Genomic DNA, 20266 nt, shown 5'->3' on the forward strand with positions numbered 1-20266 from the left:
CGGCATCTCGGGAGCGATCCAGCATCTGGCGGGCATGAAGGACTCCAAGGTGATCGTGGCGATCAACAAGGACCCCGAGGCACCGATCTTCTCGGTGGCCGATTACGGGCTGGAAGCCGATCTGTTCACCGCCGTGCCCGAATTGGTCAAGGCACTGTAATTTGGCGCACATCAAAAGAGGGGCTTCAAGCCCCTCTTTTTCCATGAGAGTCTGGCTCGCACAGATCAGGACATCAACAATAATTCGGCAGCTGCATGGGCGTTTCAGACCCACTGCATTGATGGAGAGGGAGACTCTGATGAATCGCAAGCATTGGGTGTTGGCGCGAGCCGGTTTGGTCGCGTTGTGTGCGGGTGCCGTTTTGGCGGCGCAGGCCTGGACGGTGGGGCAGGTGGCTCCGATGTCGGGGGCTGAAGCCAGTCAGGGGCGCGCCTATGCGCAGGGCATGCGTCTGTACTTTGACCAGGTCAACAAGGCTGGTGGTGTGCAGGGCCAGCCTGTGGAGCTGGCTTCGCTGGATGATCTGGGTCATCCCGAAGAGACCGTGGCAAAGACCCGCAAGCTGCTGAGCGAGTCCAAGCCCGTGGTGCTGGCCGGCTATTTCGGCAATCGCAATCTTTCGGCCTTGCTGGAGAGCAAGTCACTGGATGGCTCGCAGATTCCGCTGGTGGGCTATCAGAGCACGGACACCCGTGTGCTGGCGTCGTCGCATATGTTCTCCACGCGGGCAGGATTGGTAGAGCAGGTTGCAAAGATTTCCACCCATCTGGCCACTGTCGGCATCACGCGCCTGGCCCTGGTGTTTGAGGAGCGTCCCGACGCCCAGGAACTGACGGCCCTGGTCACCAAGGCCGTGAATCCCAGTGGAGCCAAGCTGGTGACCTCGGCCATGCTCAAGAGCCGAAGCGGCTCGGACAAAGCCGTGCAGGAACTGCAGGCTTCCAAGGCTTCGCCCCAGGCCATTTTGCTGGTGGCTTCCAGCCCCGCCACTGCGGCCTTTGTCGAGGCTTATCGCATGGAGGGCGGTACGGCCCAGATCTATGCCACGGCCGAGGCGGATATCGAGCAGTTGGCCAAGCGCCTGCCTGTGGAGTACATGAGCGGTCTGTCGATCGCCCAGGTAGTGCCCAGTCCTTACAAGGTCTCGGGCAAGCTCAACAAGGAGTTCCGCGATGCGACGATTGCAGCCGGCAAGTCGCTGGACGTGCCGGTGAGCTTTGCCATGATGGAAGGCTATGTGAATGCCAAGGTCATCGTGGAGGCCATGCGTCGCAGCCAGCCGGTAACGCCTGAAAAGATGAGCGCCGCCCTGCGCGGACTGGAGTCTTTTGACCTGGGCGGCTACTGGGTGAACTTCAAGTCTGGGCAAGTGGGTTCCAAATATGTGGACCTGTCCATCGTCAACGCCGCAGGACGTGTGACGCAGTAAGAAACCAAGGCCTGACACGCTTCGCGTTCAGGCCTTTTTTGCAGCCACTTCCATCACGATGATCCGCCGTGCAAAACAGATGCAGAAGCTGTTGCCCAGGGGACAGGAAGTGGCGCAATGGCAGGCGAAACTGGCCGTTGGCCAGTCGGACGAGGCCGCTGTCGGCACAGGGGTGCAAAAAGTGGATCGTTCATCGAACTGCTTCTGAAATAAGAGCTGTCAACGTATCTGGAACAGGCGCTACAGCCCTTTTACATACAAAACGAAGAAGGAGACAACATATGTCCAAGCTACCACCCGTTCTTAAAAAGCTGGCTTTGCCTGTCATCGGCTCGCCGCTTTTCATCATCAGCAATCCCAAGCTTGTCATCGAGCAGTGCAAGGCCGGCATCGTCGGCTCCATGCCTTCGCTCAACGCCCGTCCAGCCGAGCAGCTGGAGGACTGGCTGGCCGAGATCACCGAGACTTTGGCAGCCTGGGACAAGGCTCATCCCGATCGTCCTTCGGCACCATTCGCCATCAACCAGATCGTGCACAAGAGCAATGACCGTCTTGAGCACGACATGCAGGTCTGTGCCAAGTACAAAGTGCCCATCATCATCACCAGCCTGGGTGCACGTGAGGATGTGAACCAGGCCGTGCATAGCTGGGGTGGCGTGGTGCTGCACGACATCATCAACAACAAGTTTGCGCGCAAGGCCATTGAAAAAGGTGCCGATGGCCTGATTGCCGTGGCAGCCGGCGCAGGCGGCCATGCAGGTGTGAAGAGTCCGTTTGCCCTGGTGCAGGAAATTCGTCAATGGTTTGACGGCCCGCTGGCCTTGTCCGGCTCGATTGCCACGGGGGGAGCGGTTCTCGCGGCCCAGGCGATGGGTGCGGACTTTGCCTATATCGGCTCGGCCTTCATCGCCACCGACGAGGCGCGTGCCGTGGAAGCCTACAAGCAGGCGATTGTCGAGGGCAACTCCGATGATGTGGTCTACAGCAATCTCTTCACCGGCGTGCATGGAAACTATCTGGCACCCTCGATTCGTGCGGCCGGTCTGGATCCGGAGAACCTGCCCGAGTCCGACCCCAGCAAAATGAATTTTGGCGGAGGTGCGCAAAAAGCCTGGAAGGACATCTGGGGTTGTGGCCAGGGCATCGGCGCCGTCGACAAGGTTCAGCCCACGGCCGAGCTGGTGGCCCGCCTCAAGCATGAATATGCCGAAGCCAAGGCCAGCTTGCTGGCAGCCTGAAACAGGTTTGCGACTCTCCTGTGCCAACGGCGTCTTCGGACGCCGTTTTTCATGGGCGACTTGCTCGTTTGATGTTGCTCAAGCACGACTAAAACAAGGGTCAACCCTTAATAAATTGTCGCGAAGTTGATGGACATCAATGTAGGCCTGGTCCTGCAATTGGCTTTTGCATATCAAGTCATGATGATTGTCAAAAGAAGAGTAGTATTCCGTTAATTTCAGTAAATACTGAAAATTAAGAAATGCAGCAAACACCTTCTTCCTCAGCCGACAATCAGACCGATGCGACGCGTACCGCACTGGCGAGCGTCATCCGCCGCCCCAGTGCGGGCGCGGTATGGCAGGTGTTTGCCGGGCTGATCTGGCTGCCGCAGGCTGCCTTGCTGGCCTGGGCTGTGCAGCTCATGGCCAACGGGCAGGGCGTGGCGGCCGTCTGGCCCATGGCGGCGGGTGTGCTCATGCTGGGGCTGTTGCGTGCCTGGGCAGAAGGTCATGGCGGCTTGCTGGCCAACCGTGCCGCGCGCATGCAACTGAGCAGCCTGCGCGCTCTGGTGCTGCAGTCGCTGGCCCAGGCATCCCCGCTGGACAAGAGTCGCCCTGCCTCGGGTCAGGCTGCCAGCGCCATGGTCGAGCAGGCCGAAGCCATTGTTCCCTGGCTGGCGCGTTATCAGAGTGCGATGTGGCGTGTGCGTCTGCTGCCTTTGGTGATTCTGGCAACCGTGGCCTGGCAGTCTTGGGTGGTGGCCCTGATTCTGATGGTGGCCGCGCCGCTGATTCCGCTCTTCATGGCGATAGTGGGCTGGCGTGCCAAGGCGGCCAGCGAAGAGCAGATGCTGCAACTGGGCCATATGAACGCTTTCTTGCTGGACCGCCTGCGCGGTCTGAGCACGCTGCGCGCTCTGCATGCCGTGGATCTGACAGGCCAGCGACTGCGTGACCATGCCGAAGGTCTGCGCGCTCGCACCATGCGCGTGCTGCGAATTGCCTTTCTGTCTTCTGCGGTGCTGGAGCTTTTCTCTGCACTGGGCGTGGCCATGGTGGCCGTCTATATAGGCTTTCACCTGCTCGGCACGCTGAACTTTGGCGCCTGGGGCGACAAGCTCGGTCTGGGTCAGGCCATGTTCGTGTTGCTGCTGGCGCCGGCTTTCTTCGAGCCTTTGCGCGATCTCTCGGCCGTCTGGCATGACAGAGCGGCTGGCGAGGCAGCGCTGCAGACCTTGCAGAGCATGCAGACCCAGTCCGTGCGGATTGTTGGGGCGCAGCATGCCGCCGAAGCACCTTCGGCCAATGAACGGCTATCGCCTGGGCGGCCTGTGTCCGTAAGCGTTTGCGGGCTCGAGGTTCAGGCACCGGGCAGTGACTCCAGCCTCGCGCCGCTGTCCTTGCACATACAGGCTGGCGAACATGTGGCGCTGTGGAGTCCCAGTGGCAGTGGCAAGTCCGTGCTGCTTGCGCAGATTGCCGGCCTTTTGCCGGTACAGCAAGGCAGCATCGAACTCAATCGGCAAGCGCTCGATGCCAGCAGCGCAACGCAGCTGCGTCGGCGCATGGCCTGGCTGGGTCAGCTACCGCATGTCTTTGCCGGTTCGGTCGCACGCAATATCGCGCTGGGGCGCAGCTCGGTAGGGCCCGAGCAGATTGCCCAAGCCAAGCGGCAGGCGGCACTCGACGAGACCCTGGCGCATCGCCCCGGCGCTAGCCTGGGCGAGGGCGGTGCAGGGCTTTCCGGAGGCGAGGTGGTGAGGCTGGCCCTGGCGCGCATGGCTGCGCAGACGGAGGCCGGATTGCTGCTGGTCGATGAACCTACTGCCCATCTGGATCCCGAAACAGCGGCCCAGATCACGCAGTCCCTGCGCCATCTGGCCAAGGGGCGCACCATGTTGGTCGCCACCCACGACGCGCAACTGGCCGCGGCCATGGATCGCGTGATCGAACTGCCGCTGCTGCGGCGGGCGCAGGAGCCGCAGTCATGAAGACGCGAGCCATTTCAATGCGCGAGATGCTCAAGCTGCTGGGCCGGATGGCGCCGCGCAAGCTCTGGCTGGGCGGCGCCGCGCTGGCAGCGCTCACGGTGCTGATGGGCATGGCCTTGCTGGGCCTGTCCGGCTGGTTCATCACGGCCACGGCGGTGGCCGGTCTGGTGCCGGCCACCGCTTTGGTGTTCGATGTGTTCATGCCGTCGGCGGGCATTCGCCTGCTGGCCGTGGGCCGCACCGGCGCCCGCTATGCAGAGCGTCTGGTGACCCACGATGCCACGCTGGCCGTGCTGGCCGCTCTGCGCCAGAGACTGTTTCTGAGCTGGGCTCGCCCACAGGCCGCCCGTCTGCTGCTGCAGCGCCCGGTCAGGCTGTTGCAGCGCCTGACCTCCGACGTGGACGCCCTGGACAATCTCTATCTACGCCTGCTGGTGCCGGCCGTAGCGGCGCTGGGCGCGGCCTTGCTGGCAGCTCTGGCCTACGGATTCATGCGCTGGTGGCTGGGCCTGTTGACGCTGGCGTGGCTGCTGCTGACTGGCTGGGGCATTGCCCTGTGGCATGGTTTGCGTAGCCGCAAGGCCGCCGTACGCCGTGCCATGGCACTGGAGGCCATGCGTGCCCAGACCGTGGATCTGGTTGCCGGCCAGACCGAGCTGCTGATGGCTGGTCAGTTGCCTGCCCAGCTGCAACAGGTGCTGCACAGCGATGCGCGCTGTGCTGGGGCCGATGAGCGGCTTTATCAATCCGAGGCGGCTGCAGCCAAGGCTTATGGTGTGGTGTCTGCCATGACCTTGAGCGCATCCGTGATGCTGATGGCCTGGCTGATGGAGCAGGGCCGTATCAACGCTGCGGTTGCTGCGCTGGGTATTTTGCTGGCACTATCTGCCCTTGAGCCGTTTGCCGCCCTGCGCAGAGGGGCTGAGCAGGCCGGGCGTACCTGGCTGGCGCTGCGCAGGCTGGCTCCCGCGCTGATGGTGGAGGCCGAAGCGGCAGAGAGCCTGCCGCAGCCCATGCAGACGATGGCCGTCAGCCTGCAGTCTGTCCGGCTTCGTCAATTGGGCCCTGTCGATCTGAACGTACGCCAGGGCGAGCACGTGGCACTGATTGGCAGCAGTGGTGCAGGCAAGACCAGTTTGCTGCATTTGATGGCGGGTGAGCAGCAGCCGGACGAGGGCGTGGTTCAGGCCCGCAGTTGCAGCTGGATGACACAGAGAACCGAGCTTTTCCAGGACAGTCTGCGCAACAACCTGAGGCTTGCCGATGCCAAGGCCGGCGACGAGCAATTGTGGGCCGCCCTGCAGGCTGCGGGCCTCAGAAGCGACGTCATGGCCTTGCCGAAGGGGCTGGACACCATGCTGGGTGAGGGCGGCCTGGGCCTGTCCGGAGGCCAGTCGCGCCGGCTGGCACTGGCCAGGCTGCTGCTGAGCCCCGACCGTTGCTGGCTGCTCGACGAGGTGTGCGAGGGACTGGATGCCGTCACTGCTGCCGACGTTTTGCAGCGCCTGGCACAGGCTGCCGAGTGCGGCGCGCGAACGCTGATTTTGGCTACGCATTGGCAGCGCGAGGCGCGCCTTGCTGATCGCATCGTGTATCTGCAGGCCGGACAGGTGAGAGCGCAGGCCCTGCGCGGCACACCCGAGTTCGATCAGCTGATGGCGAGGCTGAGACCCGATGCCTTGGGGGCTGTTGCATCGCAGGACATATGTTTTTCCGATTGATTTTTGAAGTACCGAGAGAAAGGACCTGACCATGGACCTCGATATCGTCGATTTATCGCGACTGCAGTTTGCGATAACGGCGCTCTACCACTTTCTGTTTGTGCCGCTGACACTGGGCCTGTCCATACTCATCGCCATCATGGAGACGGTGTATGTGATGACCGGCCGTGCCATCTGGCGCGACATGACCAAGTTCTGGGGCGTGCTGTTCGGCATCAACTTCGCCATGGGTGTGGCCACCGGCGTGGTGATGGAGTTTCAGTTCGGCATGAACTGGAGCTACTACAGCCACTATGTGGGCGACATCTTTGGTGCGCCGCTGGCGATCGAGGGTTTGATGGCCTTCTTCCTGGAAGCGACCTTTGTCGGCCTGTTCTTCTTTGGCTGGGATCGTCTCTCCAAGGTCAAGCACCTGATCGTCACCTGCCTGATGGCCATAGGCACCAACTTCTCGGCGCTGTGGATTCTGGTGGCCAATGGTTGGATGCAGAACCCCGTGGGGGCGAGCTTCAACCCTCAGACCATGCGCATGGAAGTGAATGACTTCTTTGCCGTGCTCACCAATCCCGTGGCGCAGGCCAAGTTCGTGCACACGGTGTCGGCGGGCTACGTCATGGCCTCGCTGTTCGTGCTGGGCATTTCGGCCTGGTATTTGCTCAAGGGCCGTCACATCCATCTGGCCAAGCGCTCGATGACGGTGGCCGCATCCTTTGGTCTGGCCGCTTCGCTGTCGGTGGTGGTGCTGGGCGACGAGTCCGGCTATCTGTCCTCAGAACACCAGAAGATGAAGCTGGCGTCGATTGAAGCCATGTGGGAGACCGAGCCCGCACCGGCTTCCTTCACGGCCTTTGGCTTCCCAGACAGCGAGGCACGCGAGACCCACTTTGCCGTGCACATCCCATGGGTCATGGGCCTGATCGGCACGCGTTCGCTGGATACCCCGATTCCCGGCATCAACGAATTGGTCAAGAGCGCCGAGGGCAATATCCGCAACGGTATCGACGCCTACGACGCGTTGCAGACCATTCGCAAGGCCAAGACCGATGCCGAGATTCCTGCCGAGGCACGCCTGCGGTTTGAGAACAATGGTGCCAATCTGGGCTACGCCCTGCTGCTGATGCGCTACGTGGATGATCCCCGCAAGGCCACCGAAGCGCAGATCCACCAGGCGGCAATGGATACCGTGCCGCCGGTAGGGCCGCTGTTCTGGACCTTCCGCATCATGGTGGCCCTGGGCATGTTCTTCATCGTGCTGACCGGCACCTTCTTCTGGCTGGCTGCCCGCCACAAGCTTGATGCCTACCCCTGGCTGCTCAAGGTCGCCGTGTTCTCGATTCCGCTGCCCTGGATTGCCGCTGAATGCGGCTGGGTGGTTGCCGAGCTGGGTCGTCAGCCCTGGATCATCGAAGGTGTGCTGCCCACAGCCATGGCGGTTTCCAATCTGGGTGCGAAGACGCTGTTGCTGACCATTGCCGGCTTCGTGCTGATCTATACCGTACTGCTGGTGATCGAGCTCAAGCTGATGGTCAAGGCCATCAAGAAGGGCCCCGAGCATGAGAGCGAACCTCACCTTAGCCTCTACGAACCCATGATCAAGAAGCTGGCACGCGGCCAAAGCTGAGAGGAGCAACCAAATGATCTTGCATGAACTGATTTCATATGACGTGCTGCGCCTCATCTGGTGGCTGCTGCTCGGCGTGCTGCTGGTGGGCTTTGCCGTCACCGACGGCTTTGACCTCGGCGCCATGGGCCTGTTGCGGGCCACGGCCAAGACCGATGTCGAGCGCCGCACGGCCATCAACTCCGTCGGCCCTGTATGGGAAGGCAATCAGGTGTGGCTGATTCTGGGAGGTGGCGCCATCTTTGCGGCCTGGCCCCAGCTTTACGCCGTGTCCTTCTCGGGCTTTTACCTGGCCATGTTTGCCGTGCTGGTGCCGTTGATCCTGCGTCCCGTGGCATTCAAGTTTCGCAGCAAACATGAAGATGCTTCCTGGCGCAACCGCTGGGACTGGGTACTGTGCATTACGGGTCTGGTGCCTGCACTGCTGTTCGGCGTGGCCGTGGGCAATGTGATTCTCGGCGTGCCATTTCGTCTGGGCGACGATATGCGCATTTACTACGACGGCAGCTTCTTCGGCCTGCTGACGCCTTTTGCCCTGCTCTGCGGCCTGGTCTCGCTGTCCATGCTGCTCATGCATGGTGCGGCCTGGCTGATGTTCAAGACCGATGGCGAAGTCGCGAGCCGCGCGGCCCGCTATGGCAGCCTGTTTGCCGTGCTGACCACCTTGCTGTTTGCGGCCGCCGGCCTCTGGCTGGCTACGGGCATCAACGGCTATGTGATTACCAGCGAGATCAACCCCGTCGGTCCCTCCAACCCCTTGAACAAGACCGCAGCCGTGGCTGCCGGTGCATGGATGGCCAACTTCAAGTCCTATCCCTGGCTCTGGCTGGTGCCCGGTATCGGCTTGCTCATGCCGCTGATCGTGGCCATCGGCCTGCGCAGCCGTCGCGAATGGCTGGCGCTGCTGGCCAGCGGCCTGGCGATCGCGGGCATCATCCTGACCGTGGGCGCAGCCATGTTCCCCATGATCCTGCCCTCCAGCATCGATCCACGCTTCAGCCTGACGGTCTGGGACTCCTCCTCCAGCCATGTGGTGCTGTTCATCATGCTGGTCTGCGTGCTGATCTTCCTGCCCTTGATCCTGGCCTATACCAGTTGGGTGTACTCGGTGCTGCGCGGCAAGGTGGACGTGAAGGCCATCGTGACCGGCCAGGGCCATTCGTATTGAGACGGGGTGCCCCCCGGGACGCTGTGCTGCGACCTGCGTGGGCAGTCTAAAACTGGTGGGCTCATCCCATGGATGGGCTGAATGAAAGGAAATTTATGTGGTATTTCTCCTGGTTGCTGGGTCTGCCGCTTGCCGCAGCCTTTGCCGTGCTCAATGCGATCTGGTTTGAGTTGATGGATGACGAGGCAACTCGTCGCAAGCTTCTGGAGCGAACCAATTCGCTGCCGGACGCCTGAGTCGCGAAGACGTGGAAAAGCCCGGTCGGCTTGAGCTGACCGGGCTTTTTCATGGATCAGGCGTTGGCCTGCTCAGGCCGTGCGGGAGCTTCTCAATGCCTGCGTGGCCTGAGCCAGCTCGGTGATGAGCGACCAGTTACCACTCTCCACGGCACTGGCGGGGACCAGCCAGGAACCGCCCACGCAGACCACATTGGACAGCGCGAGAAACTCCGCCGCGTTCGCAGGCGAGATGCCACCCGTGGGGCAGAAACGCAGCTCCCCGAACGGACCTTGCCAGGCCTTCAGCATCTGGATGCCGCCCGACTGCACGGCGGGGAAAAACTTGAGCTCGGTAAAGCCATCTTCCTGAGCCATCATGATTTCGCTGCTGGTTGCGACGCCGGGCAGCAGCGGCAGGTCCAGATCGCGGCAGGCCTGGCCCAGCTTGCTGGTGTAGCCGGGGCTGACAGCAAACCTTGCGCCGGCCCGAGCTGCCGCCGCGGCATCGGCCGCATTGCGCACGGTGCCCGCACCGACGATGGCCTCGGGAAGCTGTTTGGCGATGGCCTCTATGCAGGCCAGGCCCTGAGGCGTGCGCAGTGTGACCTCCAGAACCCTGATGCCCCCGGCCAGCAATGCTTCGGCCATGGGTACTGCATGTTCCGTGCTGTGCAGCACGATGACCGGAATCACCGGGGCATCCTGCATGATGGACAGGGCGGTCATTTGAGCAGCCATGTGCAAGCTCCTTCTTCTGCGCTCAGCGCATTGCGCCGGAAACCGGCAAACAGTTCACGGCCCATGCCGCGGTGGTTGGAGTGCTCCAGCTCGATGGGCATGGTGGCCAGCGGCCTGGCCTGCCATTCGGCATCTGTCAGTTCGGCCTGCAGCAGACCTGCGGGGGCATCGAGCACGATGATGTCGCCGCTTTGCACCTTGGCCAGCGGGCCGCCTGCCAGTGCTTCGGGACTGACATGGATGGCGGCCGGAACCTTGCCCGATGCACCGCTCATGCGGCCGTCGGTGACCAGGGCCACGGCATAGCCCCTGCCCTGCAGAACGGCCAGCGGAGGGGTGAGCTTGTGCAGCTCGGGCATGCCATTGGCCTGCGGACCCTGCCAGCGCACTACGCAGACGACGCCATTGAAGCCATTGGTCTGGCAGGCTTGCTCCAGCGCACCGGATCTGAAGGCCGCCTGCAATTCATCCTGGGAATCAAAGACCCATGCCGGTGCCCGCAGTGCGTGGCGATCTTCGGGTACGGCGCTGATCTTGATGACACTGCGGCCCAGATTGCCTTTGAGCAGCTTCAAGCCGCCCGTAGGGCTGAAGGGGCGGCTGGCAGGGCGCAGAACAGTGTCATCGCCGGAGATGCCCGCATCCTGCCATTGCAGCTGATGGTTTTCGACATGGGGGATGCGCCCAAAGGCAGCCAGCCCCTCGGGTCTAACCGTAAGCACATCGCCATGCATGAGTCCGGCCTGCAGCAGCTGGGCGATCACGTAGCCGGGGCCGCCTGCGGCCTGGAACTGATTCACATCGGCGCTGCCATTGGGGTAGACGCGGGCCAGCAGGGGAACCACTGCGGACAGCTGCTCGAAATCATCCCAGTCGATGACGATGCCGGCGGCACGAGCCACGGCGACCCAGTGGATCAGGTGATTGGTGGAGCCGCCTGTGGCCAGCAGGGCCACCATGGCGTTGACGATGCAGCGCTCGTCCACGACATGCCCGATGGGGGCAAAGCGCCGGCCCCGGGTGATGGAAAGCACGGTACGCATGGCTTCGCGCGTGAGCAGTTCACGCTCCGCGTCGGCGGGGTTGATGAAGGCTGTGCCGGGAACATGCAGGCCCATGGCTTCGAGCAGCATCTGATTGCTGTTGGCCGTTCCGTAGAAGGTGCAGGTGCCCTGGTCATGGTAGGCCGCGTTTTCTGCCGCCAGCAGCTCCTGCCGGCCGACCAGGCCCTGCGCCGCCTGCTCGCGCACCTTGGCCTTGTCGCTGTTGGACAGGCCCGAAGTCATGGGGCCAGCAGGCACGAACACCATGGGCAGGTGGCCGAAGTGCAGGGCGCCGATGAGCAGGCCGGGAACGATCTTGTCGCAGACACCCAGCATCAGGGCCGCATCGAAAGTGTCATGCGTGAGAGCCACGGCGGTGGACATGGCAATCGTGTCGCGGCTGAACAGGCTCAGCTCCATGCCCGGCATGCCCTGGGTCACGCCGTCGCACATGGCGGGCACACCGCCGGCGACCTGGGCCGTGGCGCCGTTGCGTCTGGCCTCGTCTTTCAGAATATCGGGGTAGTGCGCAAACGGCGCATGGGCGGAGAGCACATCGTTATAGGCCGTGACAATGCCGACATTGGGGCCTTTTTCCTCGACTATGCGAATCTTGTCCGTGCCGGGCAGAGCCGCAAAGGCATGGGCCACATTGGCGCAGCCCATGGTGCGTACTTGTGGAGGGCGCGCGGCCATGGCATCGACCTGTGCCAGATAGTCGGAGCGGCTGGCGCGGCTGCGCTCCTGGATGCGCCGCGTCACCTGGTCCAGAACGGGGTGAAGTGCCATGATGAAAGTCCTTGGGCAGCAATGCCTGTGCTTCGGGCGCAGGCATTGTCTTGGAATGAGTGAGAGCCATGCCCCGGGGGCATGGCTCCATGGTTGTGCGCTTATTTGGCGCGAGCTTGCTTGACGGCGGTCTGCACAGAATCCCAGGTGCCTTGACCCACGGATTTGGCAATGCCGGCATTGACGGCGCCGAGCTTGTCGCGCATGCGGCTTGCTTCGGCGGCCGGCAGTTCGTTGACCTGCATGCCTTTGGTCTTGATCTCGGCCAAAGCCTTGGCGGCTTCTTCGCGCGTGTCCTTGCGCTCGAATTCTCGGCTCTTGATCGCCGCGTCCTGCAGCACCTTCTTCTCGGCAGGGCTCAGCGTGTCCCACCACTTCTTGCTGACCGTCACGATCCAGGGGCTGTAGACATGGTTGGAGACGGTCAGATACTTCTGCACTTCATAGAACTTGCTGGACAGCACCGTGTTGAAGGGGTTTTCCTGACCGTCCACGGCCTTGGTTTCCAGCGCCGTGAACAGCTCGGAGAAGGGCAGGGGAACGGCATTGGCGCCCAGTGTCTTGAAGCTGTCCAGGAAGACGTTGTTCTGCATCACGCGCAGCTTCACATCCTGCAGATCTTCCAGCTTGGTGATGGGGCGCTTGTTGTTGGTCAGATTGCGAAAGCCGTTTTCCCAATAGACCAGACCCACCATGCCCTTGGGCTCCAGAGTGGCCTTGACCTTCTCTCCCACGGGGCCGTCCAGCACGGCATCGGCCTCCTTGGTGTTGGCAAACAGAAAAGGGGTGTCCCAGATCGCCATTTCGGGCGACAGGCCCACCAGCGTGGCGGTGGAGCCGACCATCATTTCCTGGGCGCCGCCGATCAGGGCCTGCTGCATCTGGGTGTCCGAGCCCAGGGAAGCGTTGCCGATGGCGCGGACCTTCATCTTGCCGCCGCTGGCCTTTTCCACTTCCTTGGCGAACATGCGAACCGCACGACCCTGGTTGGAGTCTTCCACCAGGCCGTAGCCGAACCGCACCAGGCGGGGTTTGAAGTCCTGCGCCTGAACGGCGCCGACGGCCAGCAGCATTGCCGTGAGTCCTGCGACTGCAAATTTGATACGCATACCCGTCTCCTTGCTTGTTTGGGCCTGGGCCCTTTGGTTGAAGTGAAATTGGCCTTTAGCGCTTACGTGGTAAGCGTTGACAGCTATTGATCTGAGAGTTTTCGAGGTCGTCATGGCCTGGCCCTCAATGCAGCCATTTGAGCGGAGCGGTCACCAGCTGCGGGAAGAGCACGAACAGGGTGGCCAGCAGCACATAGACCATCAGGAAGGGATTGGTGCCCTTGATCACGGTCTCCATGCGCAGTCTGCCCACGCCGGCCACCACGTTCTGCACCGTTCCCACCGGAGGGGTGATCAGACCGATACAGCCCACATAGATGAACATGAAGCCGAAGTACACCGGATCGATGCCAGCCTTGACGGCCAGCGGTGCGCAGACCGGACCGAAGATCAGGATGGTGGGGGTCAGATCCATGGCGGTACCGACCACGAGCAGGAAGAGCATCATCACGGCCATGAAGAGCAGGGGCTGATCCAACAGGCCCGAGAAGCTGTCGGCCAGCATATTGGGCAGGTCGGCGAGCGTGATCATGTAGGCGGTCACGGTGGCTGCGCCGCAGAGGAACATCACCACGGCGGTGGTCTTGGAGGCGCCCAGGAAGACCTCGTAGAGCCGGGTCCAGCTCATCTCCCTGTAGACCACCATGGAGACAAACAGCGCGTAGACCGCGGCCACCACGGCGGCTTCGGTCGGCGTGAACACGCCACCCTTGAGGCCGCCCAGGATGATGACCGGCATCATCATGGCCCAGAAGCTCTTGGCCAGAGCCTTGAGGCGCTGGCCCCAGCTCACGCGCTCACCCGAGGTCAGCTGGTATTTGCGCGCGATGAACCACCAGGCGGCAATCAGAAAGCTGCCCATGAACAAGCCGGGCACGACGCCCGAGAGAAACAGCTTGCTGATGGAGGTGTTGGTGGTGACGCCGTAGATCACGAACGGCATCGAAGGCGGAATGATGGGGGCGATGATGCCGCCCGAAGCCAGCAGGCCGGCGCTGTAGCTGTCGGGATACTTCTGGTCGCGCATCATCGGCAGCAGGATGGTGGCCAGCGCGGCAGTGTCGGCAATGGCCGATCCGCTCATCGAGGCCAGCAGCACGGCTGCACCGATGGCCACATAACCCAGGCCGCCCGGAATATGGCCGACAAAGGCGCGGGCCAGATCGATGATGCGGCGCGACAGGCCGCCGGCATTCATCAGCTCACCCGCGAGGATGAAGAAGGGCACGGCCAGCAGCGGGAAATTGTCGAACCCGGCCTGCAGATTCTGGGCGAGCAGCTGGGTGTCGAAAAAGTCCAGGTGCCACATCAGGGCGACGCCGGTGAGTATCAGTGCATGGGCAATCGGCATGCCGATCACCATGCCGCCGATCAGCACGGCGAGAAAAATCAGGGTGACGATCATGGCGCCTTACTCCACGCTGGTTTCAGAAGACTCGGTCGGGGTGCCGCGCAACATGTCGCGCACCACCACCAGCAACATGCCTATGGCCAGCACCAGCGTCGCCGCTGCGCCCAGGGCCAGGGGATAGCCCAGCACCGTGCTGTAGCTGCTCCAGCCGGCAACGACCTGCTCCCAGGAGCCCCACAGCAGCAAGGCCATGCAGGTGCCGATCAGCAGCTGCGAGACCCAGAACAGGACTTTGCGGGTGGCCGGGCCGACCCGCGATGTCACCATGTCGAAGCCCAGGTGGGCGCCTTCAAAAGCAGCCACGATGGCGCCGATGGCCACCAGCCACACAAACAGCAGGCGCGAGATCTCCTCATAGGAGACGATGCTGGTGTGGAAAACGTAGCGCAGCACCACGTTGACGAAAACGGCAATCACCATGCCGGCCAGAGCCAGCACCATCAGGCCTTCGGCCAGGCGCTTGAGCCATGGCTTGCGGCCCTGTGCCTCTTTGCGATCTTCAGACATTGGCTGTCTCCTGCTGTTTTTATGCTTGGGATTCGCGCCTTGCCCATTGCCGGGCCGCGAGCGCGATATCGTTGAGGTCCATGGTGGCGCTGACGGTCAGGACATCGGGCTCCTGACGCGGGTCTTCCAGTGTCGTGAACTGATTGGCCACCAGGTCGGGCGAGAAGAAATGCCCGGGTCGGGTCTGGACGCGTTCCAGGGCCGTGGCGTAGTCGAGGTCGAGAAATACAAAGCCCAGCTGCTGGGCGCTGCGCAACTGGTCGCGGTACTTGCGCTTGAGCGCCGAGCAGGTCAGCACCAGGCCGTGTTCGGCATCTGCCTGAGCCAGTCGCTGCGCCAGGCGTTCGAGCCAGCCTTCGCGGTCGCCATCCGTCAGGGCAATGCCGGCCTGCATCTTGGCCACGCTCTGGGGGGAGTGGTAGCTGTCTCCTTCCACCAGGGTCCACCCCAGCTGCCGGGCGATGGCTTCTCCTGCGCTTGATTTGCCGCAGCCGGAAACTCCCATGACGACGAGTGCCGACATGGTGCCAGGAGGCTGGATCTTGCTTTGAATCATTTTTGGATAGCGCTATCCGATTTGGTTAAAAAATGAGCAGCCTGCTGCTTTCTGAGATGGGCTTCAGACCTCGGTCGAAGGCAAGTCAGTGCTTTCATCAAGCTGCTTGTACAGACTTCATTTCAAGTCCGGATAGCGCTATCATAATCAAAAAACCTCAGGCATCTGATTAGGAGATTCCCTTGCCTACTGAGACCCGTACCAAGAGCGAAACCCCGGCAGACAGTGCTTCTTCAAGGCGATCTCGCGCCAGCGGGCGTGTCACCCTCAGCGATGTGGCACAGGCTGCGGGCGTGAGCCCGATGACGGTCTCCAGAGCCTTGCGCGGAGAGCGCAGAGTAGCTCCGGCCCTGGTCGACAAAGTGCGCGAGGTTGCGGCTTCTCTGGGCTATGTGCCCGATCTGGCAGCCCGCGCGCTGGCCTCGCAAAAAAGCACCCAGGTGCTGGTGCTCGTGCCCATGCTCTCCAACACCTTGTTCGTGGAGGTCCTGGAGGCGGTGCACAAGGTATTGTTTGCCCAGGGCTATCACATGCTGATCGGCGTGACTCACTACGACCCGGCGGAAGAAGAGCAGTTGTTGCGGGCCTATCTGCCCATGCGGCCTGCCGGTCTGCTGCTGACCGGGTTCGACCATAGTGAAGAGTCGCGGAAACTGCTGGCCGCCAATCCCGTGCCGCGCGTGCATCTCATGGAGTTGCGCGCACCTGGTAGCGGCCCCGATTGCTACAGCGTGGGCTTCTCGCAGATTGCTGCGGGTGCCGAAATGACCCGCCATTTGCTGGACAAGGGATACCGGCGCATCGCATTTTGCGGAGCCCAGCTCGACGCACGTGTCATGCAGCGCCTGGAAGGTTATCGGCAGGTGCTCAAACAGGCCGGCCTGTATGACCAGAGCCTGGAGATTCTCAATCCCGAGCGCTCATCGCTGGCGCTGGGTGCAAGGCAGTTTGAGACGCTGCTCAAAGCCAAGACCACGGTTGATGCCATCTTTTTCTGCAATGACGACATTGCACAAGGTGCATTGCTGGAGGCCAACCGCATGGGAGTCAAAGTGCCGCAGCAGGTGGCGATCGCAGGGTTCAACGACCTTCCAGGCAGTGATCAGATGGTGCCGCCCTTGACCACCATCCATACACCGAGGGATGAAGTGGGCAGCAAAGCTGCCGGCATGCTGCTGCAATTGCTGGCTGGCGATAGCGTCAGGCAAGCCAGTGTCGATCTGGGCTTCAGGCTGGTGCCCAGGGCCAGCACCTGAGTCGTCGGCGTCAGGCCTCCGAGCCCGACTTGCCTCGCCCTGTAATCTTGTCCTTCAGGTCCAGCAGTCGCGTCACGGCCGAGCCCATGCCCATGAGCTGCATGGCGGTCTCGGGGGACAGACGCTGTACATCATCAAACCAGCTCATCAGCTTGTCGATGAGTTCGTGCATGTCGCGCATGCGCTGCTGGGCGTAGCGCTCTTCGTCGGTGCTGGCTTCCTCCATCATGGCTGCTCGCAGCATGGATTGCGTGGGCTCGATCTCGCGGCGGCGTCGCTCTTCGGCCAGTCGCTTGAAGATTTCCCAGACATCCTCGGGCGCCTGGAAGTATTCGCGCCGGTCGCCGGGCTGGTGGCGCAGCTGAACCAGCCGCCAGGCCTGCAGCTCCTTGAGTCCCATGCTCACATTGGAACGTGAGAACTCCAGCGTGTCGGCAATCTGGTCTGCGTTCAGCGGTTCGGGCGAAATGAACAGCAGGGCGTAGATCTGCCCCACGGTGCGATTGATGCCCCAGCGGCTGCCCATCTCGCCGAAATGCGAAACAAATTGTCGGCTCAGCTCCGACAGTGGTTTGGCTTGCGTCATGGCCTCCATTGTGCCTTTGCCCGGGGTTCTCAGTGGGGCAGAGGAATCAAGCCGGACTGCAATGGCCCCGGTTTTCAGGCATGGCTGCCAGAGGTTCGCGCAGATATGTTTCGTAAAACTTGCAATGCTGTCAGCAAATTGTTGGGAATGAGCGCAAAATCGCCATCCTGTTTTAAGTCGGTTTTTTTACGTTGCCTGTTGCCGGGCAAACTCACCCTGCCGCTGGGCAGCCCATGGGCTGCGAGCGGCCGTGATCAGATGGCTCAAAGTTCTATTTCCTCTCATTCCCGCAGCGCGCTGATCGACTGCACCAAAGGCCTGGCTTGCGCAGCCATCGTCTGGCATCACCTGGCGTTTTACGGTCCCATGTCCGATGTGGCTCATCCCGTCATGCCTGATCTGCTGGACTGGCTCTATGAGTACGCTCGCATGGCCGTGCAGATCTTCCTGGTGATCGGTGGTTTTCTGGCTGCTGCCAGTCTGGCCCCGCAAGGTCTGGCGCGTTTTGACTCGCCATGGTCCAAGATCGGCAAGCGCTTTGTACGCCTGGTCGTGCCTTATGCCGTGGCGCTGGTGGTGACGATTGTGGTGTCTGCCGCGATTCGCCCGTGGTTCGATCACGAGTCCGTGTCCGCCGACCCCGATCTATGGCAGCTCATGGCCCATGCCTTGCTGTTGCAAGGCATCGTGGGCGAAGAGTCGCTGTCGGCTGGCGTCTGGTATGTGTCCATAGACTTTCAGCTGTTTGCGGGCACCGTGCTGCTGTTGGCCGGTGTGCGCTGGCTGCAGCAATGGGCGGTAGCGCGCTGGGGCGACGCGGCCATGAAGCGCTGGTGGCCCTGGGCTGTGAGCGGCATGCAGGCACTGGTGGTTCTGGGGACAGCGGCCTCGCTGCTGAGCTTCAACCTTGATGCAGAGCTTGATGTCTGGGCGATTTATTTCATGGGTGCCTATGGCGTCGGCATGATGGCCTTCTGGGCAGTGGCGGCAGACAAGCGCCTGGCGGCCTGGAGCTGGGGCATGCTGATCGCTGCACTGATCATCGGCGCGCTGGTCTATGAGTGGCGCGACCGCATTTTTCTCGCCGGAGTGACCGCGATGCTGCTCATCGTCTGCATGCGTACCGAGGCCATTGGCCGCTGGCAGGGCCTGGCTCCACTGCGTCGCCTGGGAGAGATCTCCTACTCGGTGTTCCTGATTCACTTTTCGATCTGCCTGCTGGTCAATGCGGTGGTCAACCATTTCTGGCATGGCTCGGTCACTGCTGCTTTGGTGGGCATCCCCTTGGCCTTCGTGCTGTCGCTGACCGCTGGCTATGCCCTGTATCAACTGGTGGAGCGCCATGTCTCCTCCTGGAGTCAGGCTTTGCGCTGGCAGGCTGGCCTCATCGGGGCAGGTCTGCTGACCACCATGGTGGCAGGCTTGCGCTGAGTCGGTGCCCGGCAACAAAAAAGCAGCTCCGGTGAGCTGCTTTTTTATGAGGCGAACAGGTTCAGCGATGGAACTCGCCCGCGCTTTCGGGCTGGAACTCGATGGCATCCACGCGCACGGTTACCTGGCCGGTAGGGCTGGGCATCTTGAACTCGTCGCCCACGGACAGGCCCAGCAAGGCGATGCCCACTGGTGCGAAGATGGAAACCTTGTCGGCGCTGCCATCCATATCCTTGGGGTAGACCAGCGTCAGCGTGCTGCTCTTGCCGATCTCGAGCATGGTGAAACGCACGGTGGAGTTCATCGTCACCACGTTGGCCGGCATTTCTGCGGGATCGAGTACATCCGCACGGTCCAGCTCCGCCTCCAGGGCATCGCGGCCGGGAAACTGGCTATTGTTCTTCTCCAGCAGCGATTCAATGCGATCCAGGTCCAAGGAGGACAGAGTGATATTGGGCTTGCGCTCCATGTAGTAACTCCCTTGAGAGATGGTGTGGTTGGCGCTTTGGCGTTGCGCAAACGGACAAAAGCCCGGGCAACGGTGTTGTCCGGGCCAAGGCATTCGAGAAGAGGCACCAAGTTGGTGCGTTTCAGGTATTGTCAGTGCAGCGCCGCAAACTGCCAAGTCATCTCGCACTCCGTCAGTGCGGATTGACACCGCACTTGCCCTGGTCAGGAGGGCGTGTTACGAGCATTGGGCAAAGGTAAATCACTGTTGATCTGAGTCTCAAGTTACGCGCTCGCAGCCTATGAGCCCGAAGGCGCGCATGTGCTGGAACTGCCAGGGCGCCAACAGGCTGAGGCTATTCGAACAGACCGTTCTCGACACAGAAAGTGATGAGTTCCTGGTTGGATTGAACGTTCAGTTTTTCCATCGCCGATGTCTTTTGCGTGCTGACCGTCTTGACGCTGCGTTTGAGATTGGCCGCGATCTGCACCACGCTGTCGCCGCGCACGAAATGGCGAAGCACTTCGAACTCGCGCGGAGACAGCAGCTTGACGCGATCGGCGACCGAGGTGTTTCTCTGTTCACGGCTGACGTTCTGCTGGTAGTTGGTGGGGAAATATTTGTTTCCCAGCCGCAGGCAGTTGATGGCCGAGAGAATCTCCGTCAGCTTGTCATGCTTGAGGACCACCCCCCACACGCCAGCGTCGTACAGAGAGGAGATGATCATCGGATTCGAGATCATCGTCAGAACCAGCAGCTTGGGGGCGGGGTAGGTGCGGATCAGATAGTCGACGAATCGGATGCCATCGCCATACACGCTGTCGCCGGGCATGGTGTAGTCGGTGATGATGATGTCCGGCAATGACGAATTCAATTGCTCCACCAAAGCGGTAGAGGTGGAAACGGATGCGGTCACGACGATGTTCATATCGCGTTCAAGCAGATCCTGAATGCCGACGAGTGTCAAAGGGTGGTCGTCGGCCAGCACGATGCGGATTTTTTCCATGGCATTGATCATTAAGT

At 61.8% G+C, this 20266-nt stretch carries 19 protein-coding genes and 1 pseudogene; 11 read left to right on the forward strand and 9 right to left on the reverse strand.

The features are described from left to right. From FSY59_RS21735 to cydX, 9 genes and pseudogenes are all read left to right on the forward strand, one after another. A pseudogene (locus FSY59_RS21735) lies at window positions 1-160 on the forward strand (electron transfer flavoprotein subunit alpha/FixB family protein); the annotation flags it as partial. 139 nt (window positions 161-299) lie between these two features. Then, a complete protein-coding gene (locus FSY59_RS21740) occupies window positions 300-1430 on the forward strand; it encodes an ABC transporter substrate-binding protein (RefSeq protein WP_148729672.1) in 1131 nt (376 codons plus the stop codon). Window positions 1431-1509: 79 nt separating this feature from the next. Beyond that, window positions 1510-1638: a hypothetical protein gene (locus FSY59_RS27765; protein WP_255439650.1), complete on the forward strand. Its 129-nt coding sequence runs from the start codon at window positions 1510-1512 to the stop codon at window positions 1636-1638. Window positions 1639-1711: 73 nt separating this feature from the next. Further along, complete coding sequence (locus tag FSY59_RS21745) at window positions 1712-2668, forward strand: nitronate monooxygenase family protein (RefSeq protein WP_019043877.1); 957 nt, start codon at window positions 1712-1714, stop codon at window positions 2666-2668. A gap of 242 nt (window positions 2669-2910) precedes the next feature. Then, window positions 2911-4641: a thiol reductant ABC exporter subunit CydD gene (gene cydD / locus FSY59_RS21750; protein WP_187427959.1), complete on the forward strand. Its 1731-nt coding sequence runs from the start codon at window positions 2911-2913 to the stop codon at window positions 4639-4641. Continuing rightward, window positions 4638-6362, forward strand: a complete 1725-nt coding sequence (locus tag FSY59_RS21755) for an amino acid ABC transporter ATP-binding/permease protein (RefSeq protein ID WP_148729673.1) — start codon at window positions 4638-4640, stop codon at window positions 6360-6362. The genes cydD and FSY59_RS21755 overlap by 4 nt, the downstream gene beginning before the upstream one ends. A gap of 31 nt (window positions 6363-6393) precedes the next feature. Continuing rightward, a complete protein-coding gene (locus FSY59_RS21760; RefSeq protein WP_019043874.1) occupies window positions 6394-7983 on the forward strand; it encodes a cytochrome ubiquinol oxidase subunit I in 1590 nt (529 codons plus the stop codon). Window positions 7984-7996: 13 nt separating this feature from the next. Further along, window positions 7997-9151, forward strand: coding sequence for a cytochrome d ubiquinol oxidase subunit II (gene cydB / locus FSY59_RS21765; RefSeq protein ID WP_019043873.1), 1155 nt, complete (start codon window positions 7997-7999; stop codon window positions 9149-9151). 95 nt (window positions 9152-9246) lie between these two features. Continuing rightward, window positions 9247-9387 (forward strand): cytochrome bd-I oxidase subunit CydX, encoded by a 141-nt coding sequence (gene cydX, locus FSY59_RS21770; RefSeq protein WP_019043872.1) that lies wholly within the window; start codon window positions 9247-9249, stop codon window positions 9385-9387. 72 nt (window positions 9388-9459) lie between these two features. On the opposite strand, the gene eda is transcribed toward cydX, so the two are convergent. The 6 genes from eda to FSY59_RS21800 all read right to left on the reverse strand — a co-directional run bounded on the left by eda (window position 9460) and on the right by FSY59_RS21800 (window position 15522). Then, window positions 9460-10107, reverse strand: coding sequence for a bifunctional 4-hydroxy-2-oxoglutarate aldolase/2-dehydro-3-deoxy-phosphogluconate aldolase (gene eda, locus FSY59_RS21775; RefSeq protein WP_019043871.1), 648 nt, complete (start codon window positions 10105-10107; stop codon window positions 9460-9462). Then, window positions 10092-11939 carry a phosphogluconate dehydratase gene (edd, locus tag FSY59_RS21780; protein WP_019043870.1) on the reverse strand — a complete coding sequence of 616 codons (1848 nt, stop codon included), beginning with the start codon at window positions 11937-11939 and terminating at the stop codon, window positions 10092-10094. Before edd ends, eda begins: the two co-directional genes overlap by 16 nt. 101 nt (window positions 11940-12040) lie before the next feature. Next, window positions 12041-13048 (reverse strand): TRAP transporter substrate-binding protein, encoded by a 1008-nt coding sequence (locus tag FSY59_RS21785; RefSeq protein ID WP_148729674.1) that lies wholly within the window; start codon window positions 13046-13048, stop codon window positions 12041-12043. 124 nt (window positions 13049-13172) lie between these two features. Continuing rightward, window positions 13173-14453 carry a TRAP transporter large permease gene (locus tag FSY59_RS21790; RefSeq protein WP_019043868.1) on the reverse strand — a complete coding sequence of 427 codons (1281 nt, stop codon included), beginning with the start codon at window positions 14451-14453 and terminating at the stop codon, window positions 13173-13175. A 6-nt stretch (window positions 14454-14459) separates the two neighbouring features. Continuing rightward, a complete protein-coding gene (locus FSY59_RS21795) occupies window positions 14460-14966 on the reverse strand; it encodes a TRAP transporter small permease (RefSeq protein ID WP_050873841.1) in 507 nt (168 codons plus the stop codon). A gap of 19 nt (window positions 14967-14985) precedes the next feature. Continuing rightward, the gene (locus FSY59_RS21800; protein ID WP_003053074.1) at window positions 14986-15522 is read right to left on the reverse strand and encodes a gluconokinase; all 537 of its coding nucleotides are present in this window, start codon (window positions 15520-15522) and stop codon (window positions 14986-14988) included. A gap of 182 nt (window positions 15523-15704) precedes the next feature. On the opposite strand from FSY59_RS21800, the gene FSY59_RS21805 reads away from it, so the two are divergent. After that, window positions 15705-16778, forward strand: a complete 1074-nt coding sequence (locus tag FSY59_RS21805) for a LacI family DNA-binding transcriptional regulator (RefSeq protein ID WP_043374215.1) — start codon at window positions 15705-15707, stop codon at window positions 16776-16778. A 10-nt stretch (window positions 16779-16788) separates the two neighbouring features. Here FSY59_RS21805 and FSY59_RS21810 read toward each other — a convergent pair whose 3' ends face one another. Continuing rightward, on the reverse strand, window positions 16789-17373 hold the full coding sequence (locus FSY59_RS21810; RefSeq protein WP_003053080.1) for a GbsR/MarR family transcriptional regulator: 585 nt from the start codon (window positions 17371-17373) through the stop codon (window positions 16789-16791). A gap of 249 nt (window positions 17374-17622) precedes the next feature. Between FSY59_RS21810 and FSY59_RS21815 the strand changes: the two genes are divergently transcribed. Then, a complete protein-coding gene (locus FSY59_RS21815) occupies window positions 17623-18795 on the forward strand; it encodes an acyltransferase (protein ID WP_050873863.1) in 1173 nt (390 codons plus the stop codon). A 61-nt stretch (window positions 18796-18856) separates the two neighbouring features. On the opposite strand, the gene rnk is transcribed toward FSY59_RS21815, so the two are convergent. Further along, window positions 18857-19264, reverse strand: a complete 408-nt coding sequence (gene rnk, locus FSY59_RS21820; protein WP_003053084.1) for a nucleoside diphosphate kinase regulator — start codon at window positions 19262-19264, stop codon at window positions 18857-18859. 334 nt (window positions 19265-19598) lie between these two features. Then, on the reverse strand, window positions 19599-20261 hold the full coding sequence (locus FSY59_RS21825) for a response regulator transcription factor (protein ID WP_003053086.1): 663 nt from the start codon (window positions 20259-20261) through the stop codon (window positions 19599-19601). Between the last annotated feature and the right edge of the window lie 5 nt (window positions 20262-20266).

The sequence above is a fragment of the Comamonas sp. Z3 genome (assembly GCF_008121565.1).
GTDB lineage: Bacteria > Pseudomonadota > Gammaproteobacteria > Burkholderiales > Burkholderiaceae_C > Comamonas > Comamonas brasiliensis.

Coding starts and splice junctions, on each gene's coding strand:
- FSY59_RS21795 (WP_050873841.1), bottom strand. CDS start 14,966: ATGTCTGAAGATCGCAAAGAGGCACAGGGCCGCAAGCCATGGCTCAAG.
- FSY59_RS21745 (WP_019043877.1), top strand. CDS start 1,712: ATGTCCAAGCTACCACCCGTTCTTAAAAAGCTGGCTTTGCCTGTCATC.
- FSY59_RS21785 (WP_148729674.1), bottom strand. CDS start 13,048: ATGCGTATCAAATTTGCAGTCGCAGGACTCACGGCAATGCTGCTGGCC.
- cydD (WP_187427959.1), top strand. CDS start 2,911: ATGCAGCAAACACCTTCTTCCTCAGCCGACAATCAGACCGATGCGACG.
- FSY59_RS21755 (WP_148729673.1), top strand. CDS start 4,638: ATGAAGACGCGAGCCATTTCAATGCGCGAGATGCTCAAGCTGCTGGGC.
- FSY59_RS21800 (WP_003053074.1), bottom strand. CDS start 15,522: ATGATTCAAAGCAAGATCCAGCCTCCTGGCACCATGTCGGCACTCGTC.
- FSY59_RS21740 (WP_148729672.1), top strand. CDS start 300: ATGAATCGCAAGCATTGGGTGTTGGCGCGAGCCGGTTTGGTCGCGTTG.
- FSY59_RS21790 (WP_019043868.1), bottom strand. CDS start 14,453: ATGATCGTCACCCTGATTTTTCTCGCCGTGCTGATCGGCGGCATGGTG.
- eda (WP_019043871.1), bottom strand. CDS start 10,107: ATGGCTGCTCAAATGACCGCCCTGTCCATCATGCAGGATGCCCCGGTG.
- FSY59_RS27765 (WP_255439650.1), top strand. CDS start 1,510: ATGCAGAAGCTGTTGCCCAGGGGACAGGAAGTGGCGCAATGGCAGGCG.
- FSY59_RS21815 (WP_050873863.1), top strand. CDS start 17,623: ATGGCTCAAAGTTCTATTTCCTCTCATTCCCGCAGCGCGCTGATCGAC.
- FSY59_RS21825 (WP_003053086.1), bottom strand. CDS start 20,261: ATGATCAATGCCATGGAAAAAATCCGCATCGTGCTGGCCGACGACCAC.
- cydX (WP_019043872.1), top strand. CDS start 9,247: ATGTGGTATTTCTCCTGGTTGCTGGGTCTGCCGCTTGCCGCAGCCTTT.
- edd (WP_019043870.1), bottom strand. CDS start 11,939: ATGGCACTTCACCCCGTTCTGGACCAGGTGACGCGGCGCATCCAGGAG.
- FSY59_RS21760 (WP_019043874.1), top strand. CDS start 6,394: ATGGACCTCGATATCGTCGATTTATCGCGACTGCAGTTTGCGATAACG.
- rnk (WP_003053084.1), bottom strand. CDS start 19,264: ATGGAGCGCAAGCCCAATATCACTCTGTCCTCCTTGGACCTGGATCGC.
- FSY59_RS21810 (WP_003053080.1), bottom strand. CDS start 17,373: ATGGAGGCCATGACGCAAGCCAAACCACTGTCGGAGCTGAGCCGACAA.
- cydB (WP_019043873.1), top strand. CDS start 7,997: ATGATCTTGCATGAACTGATTTCATATGACGTGCTGCGCCTCATCTGG.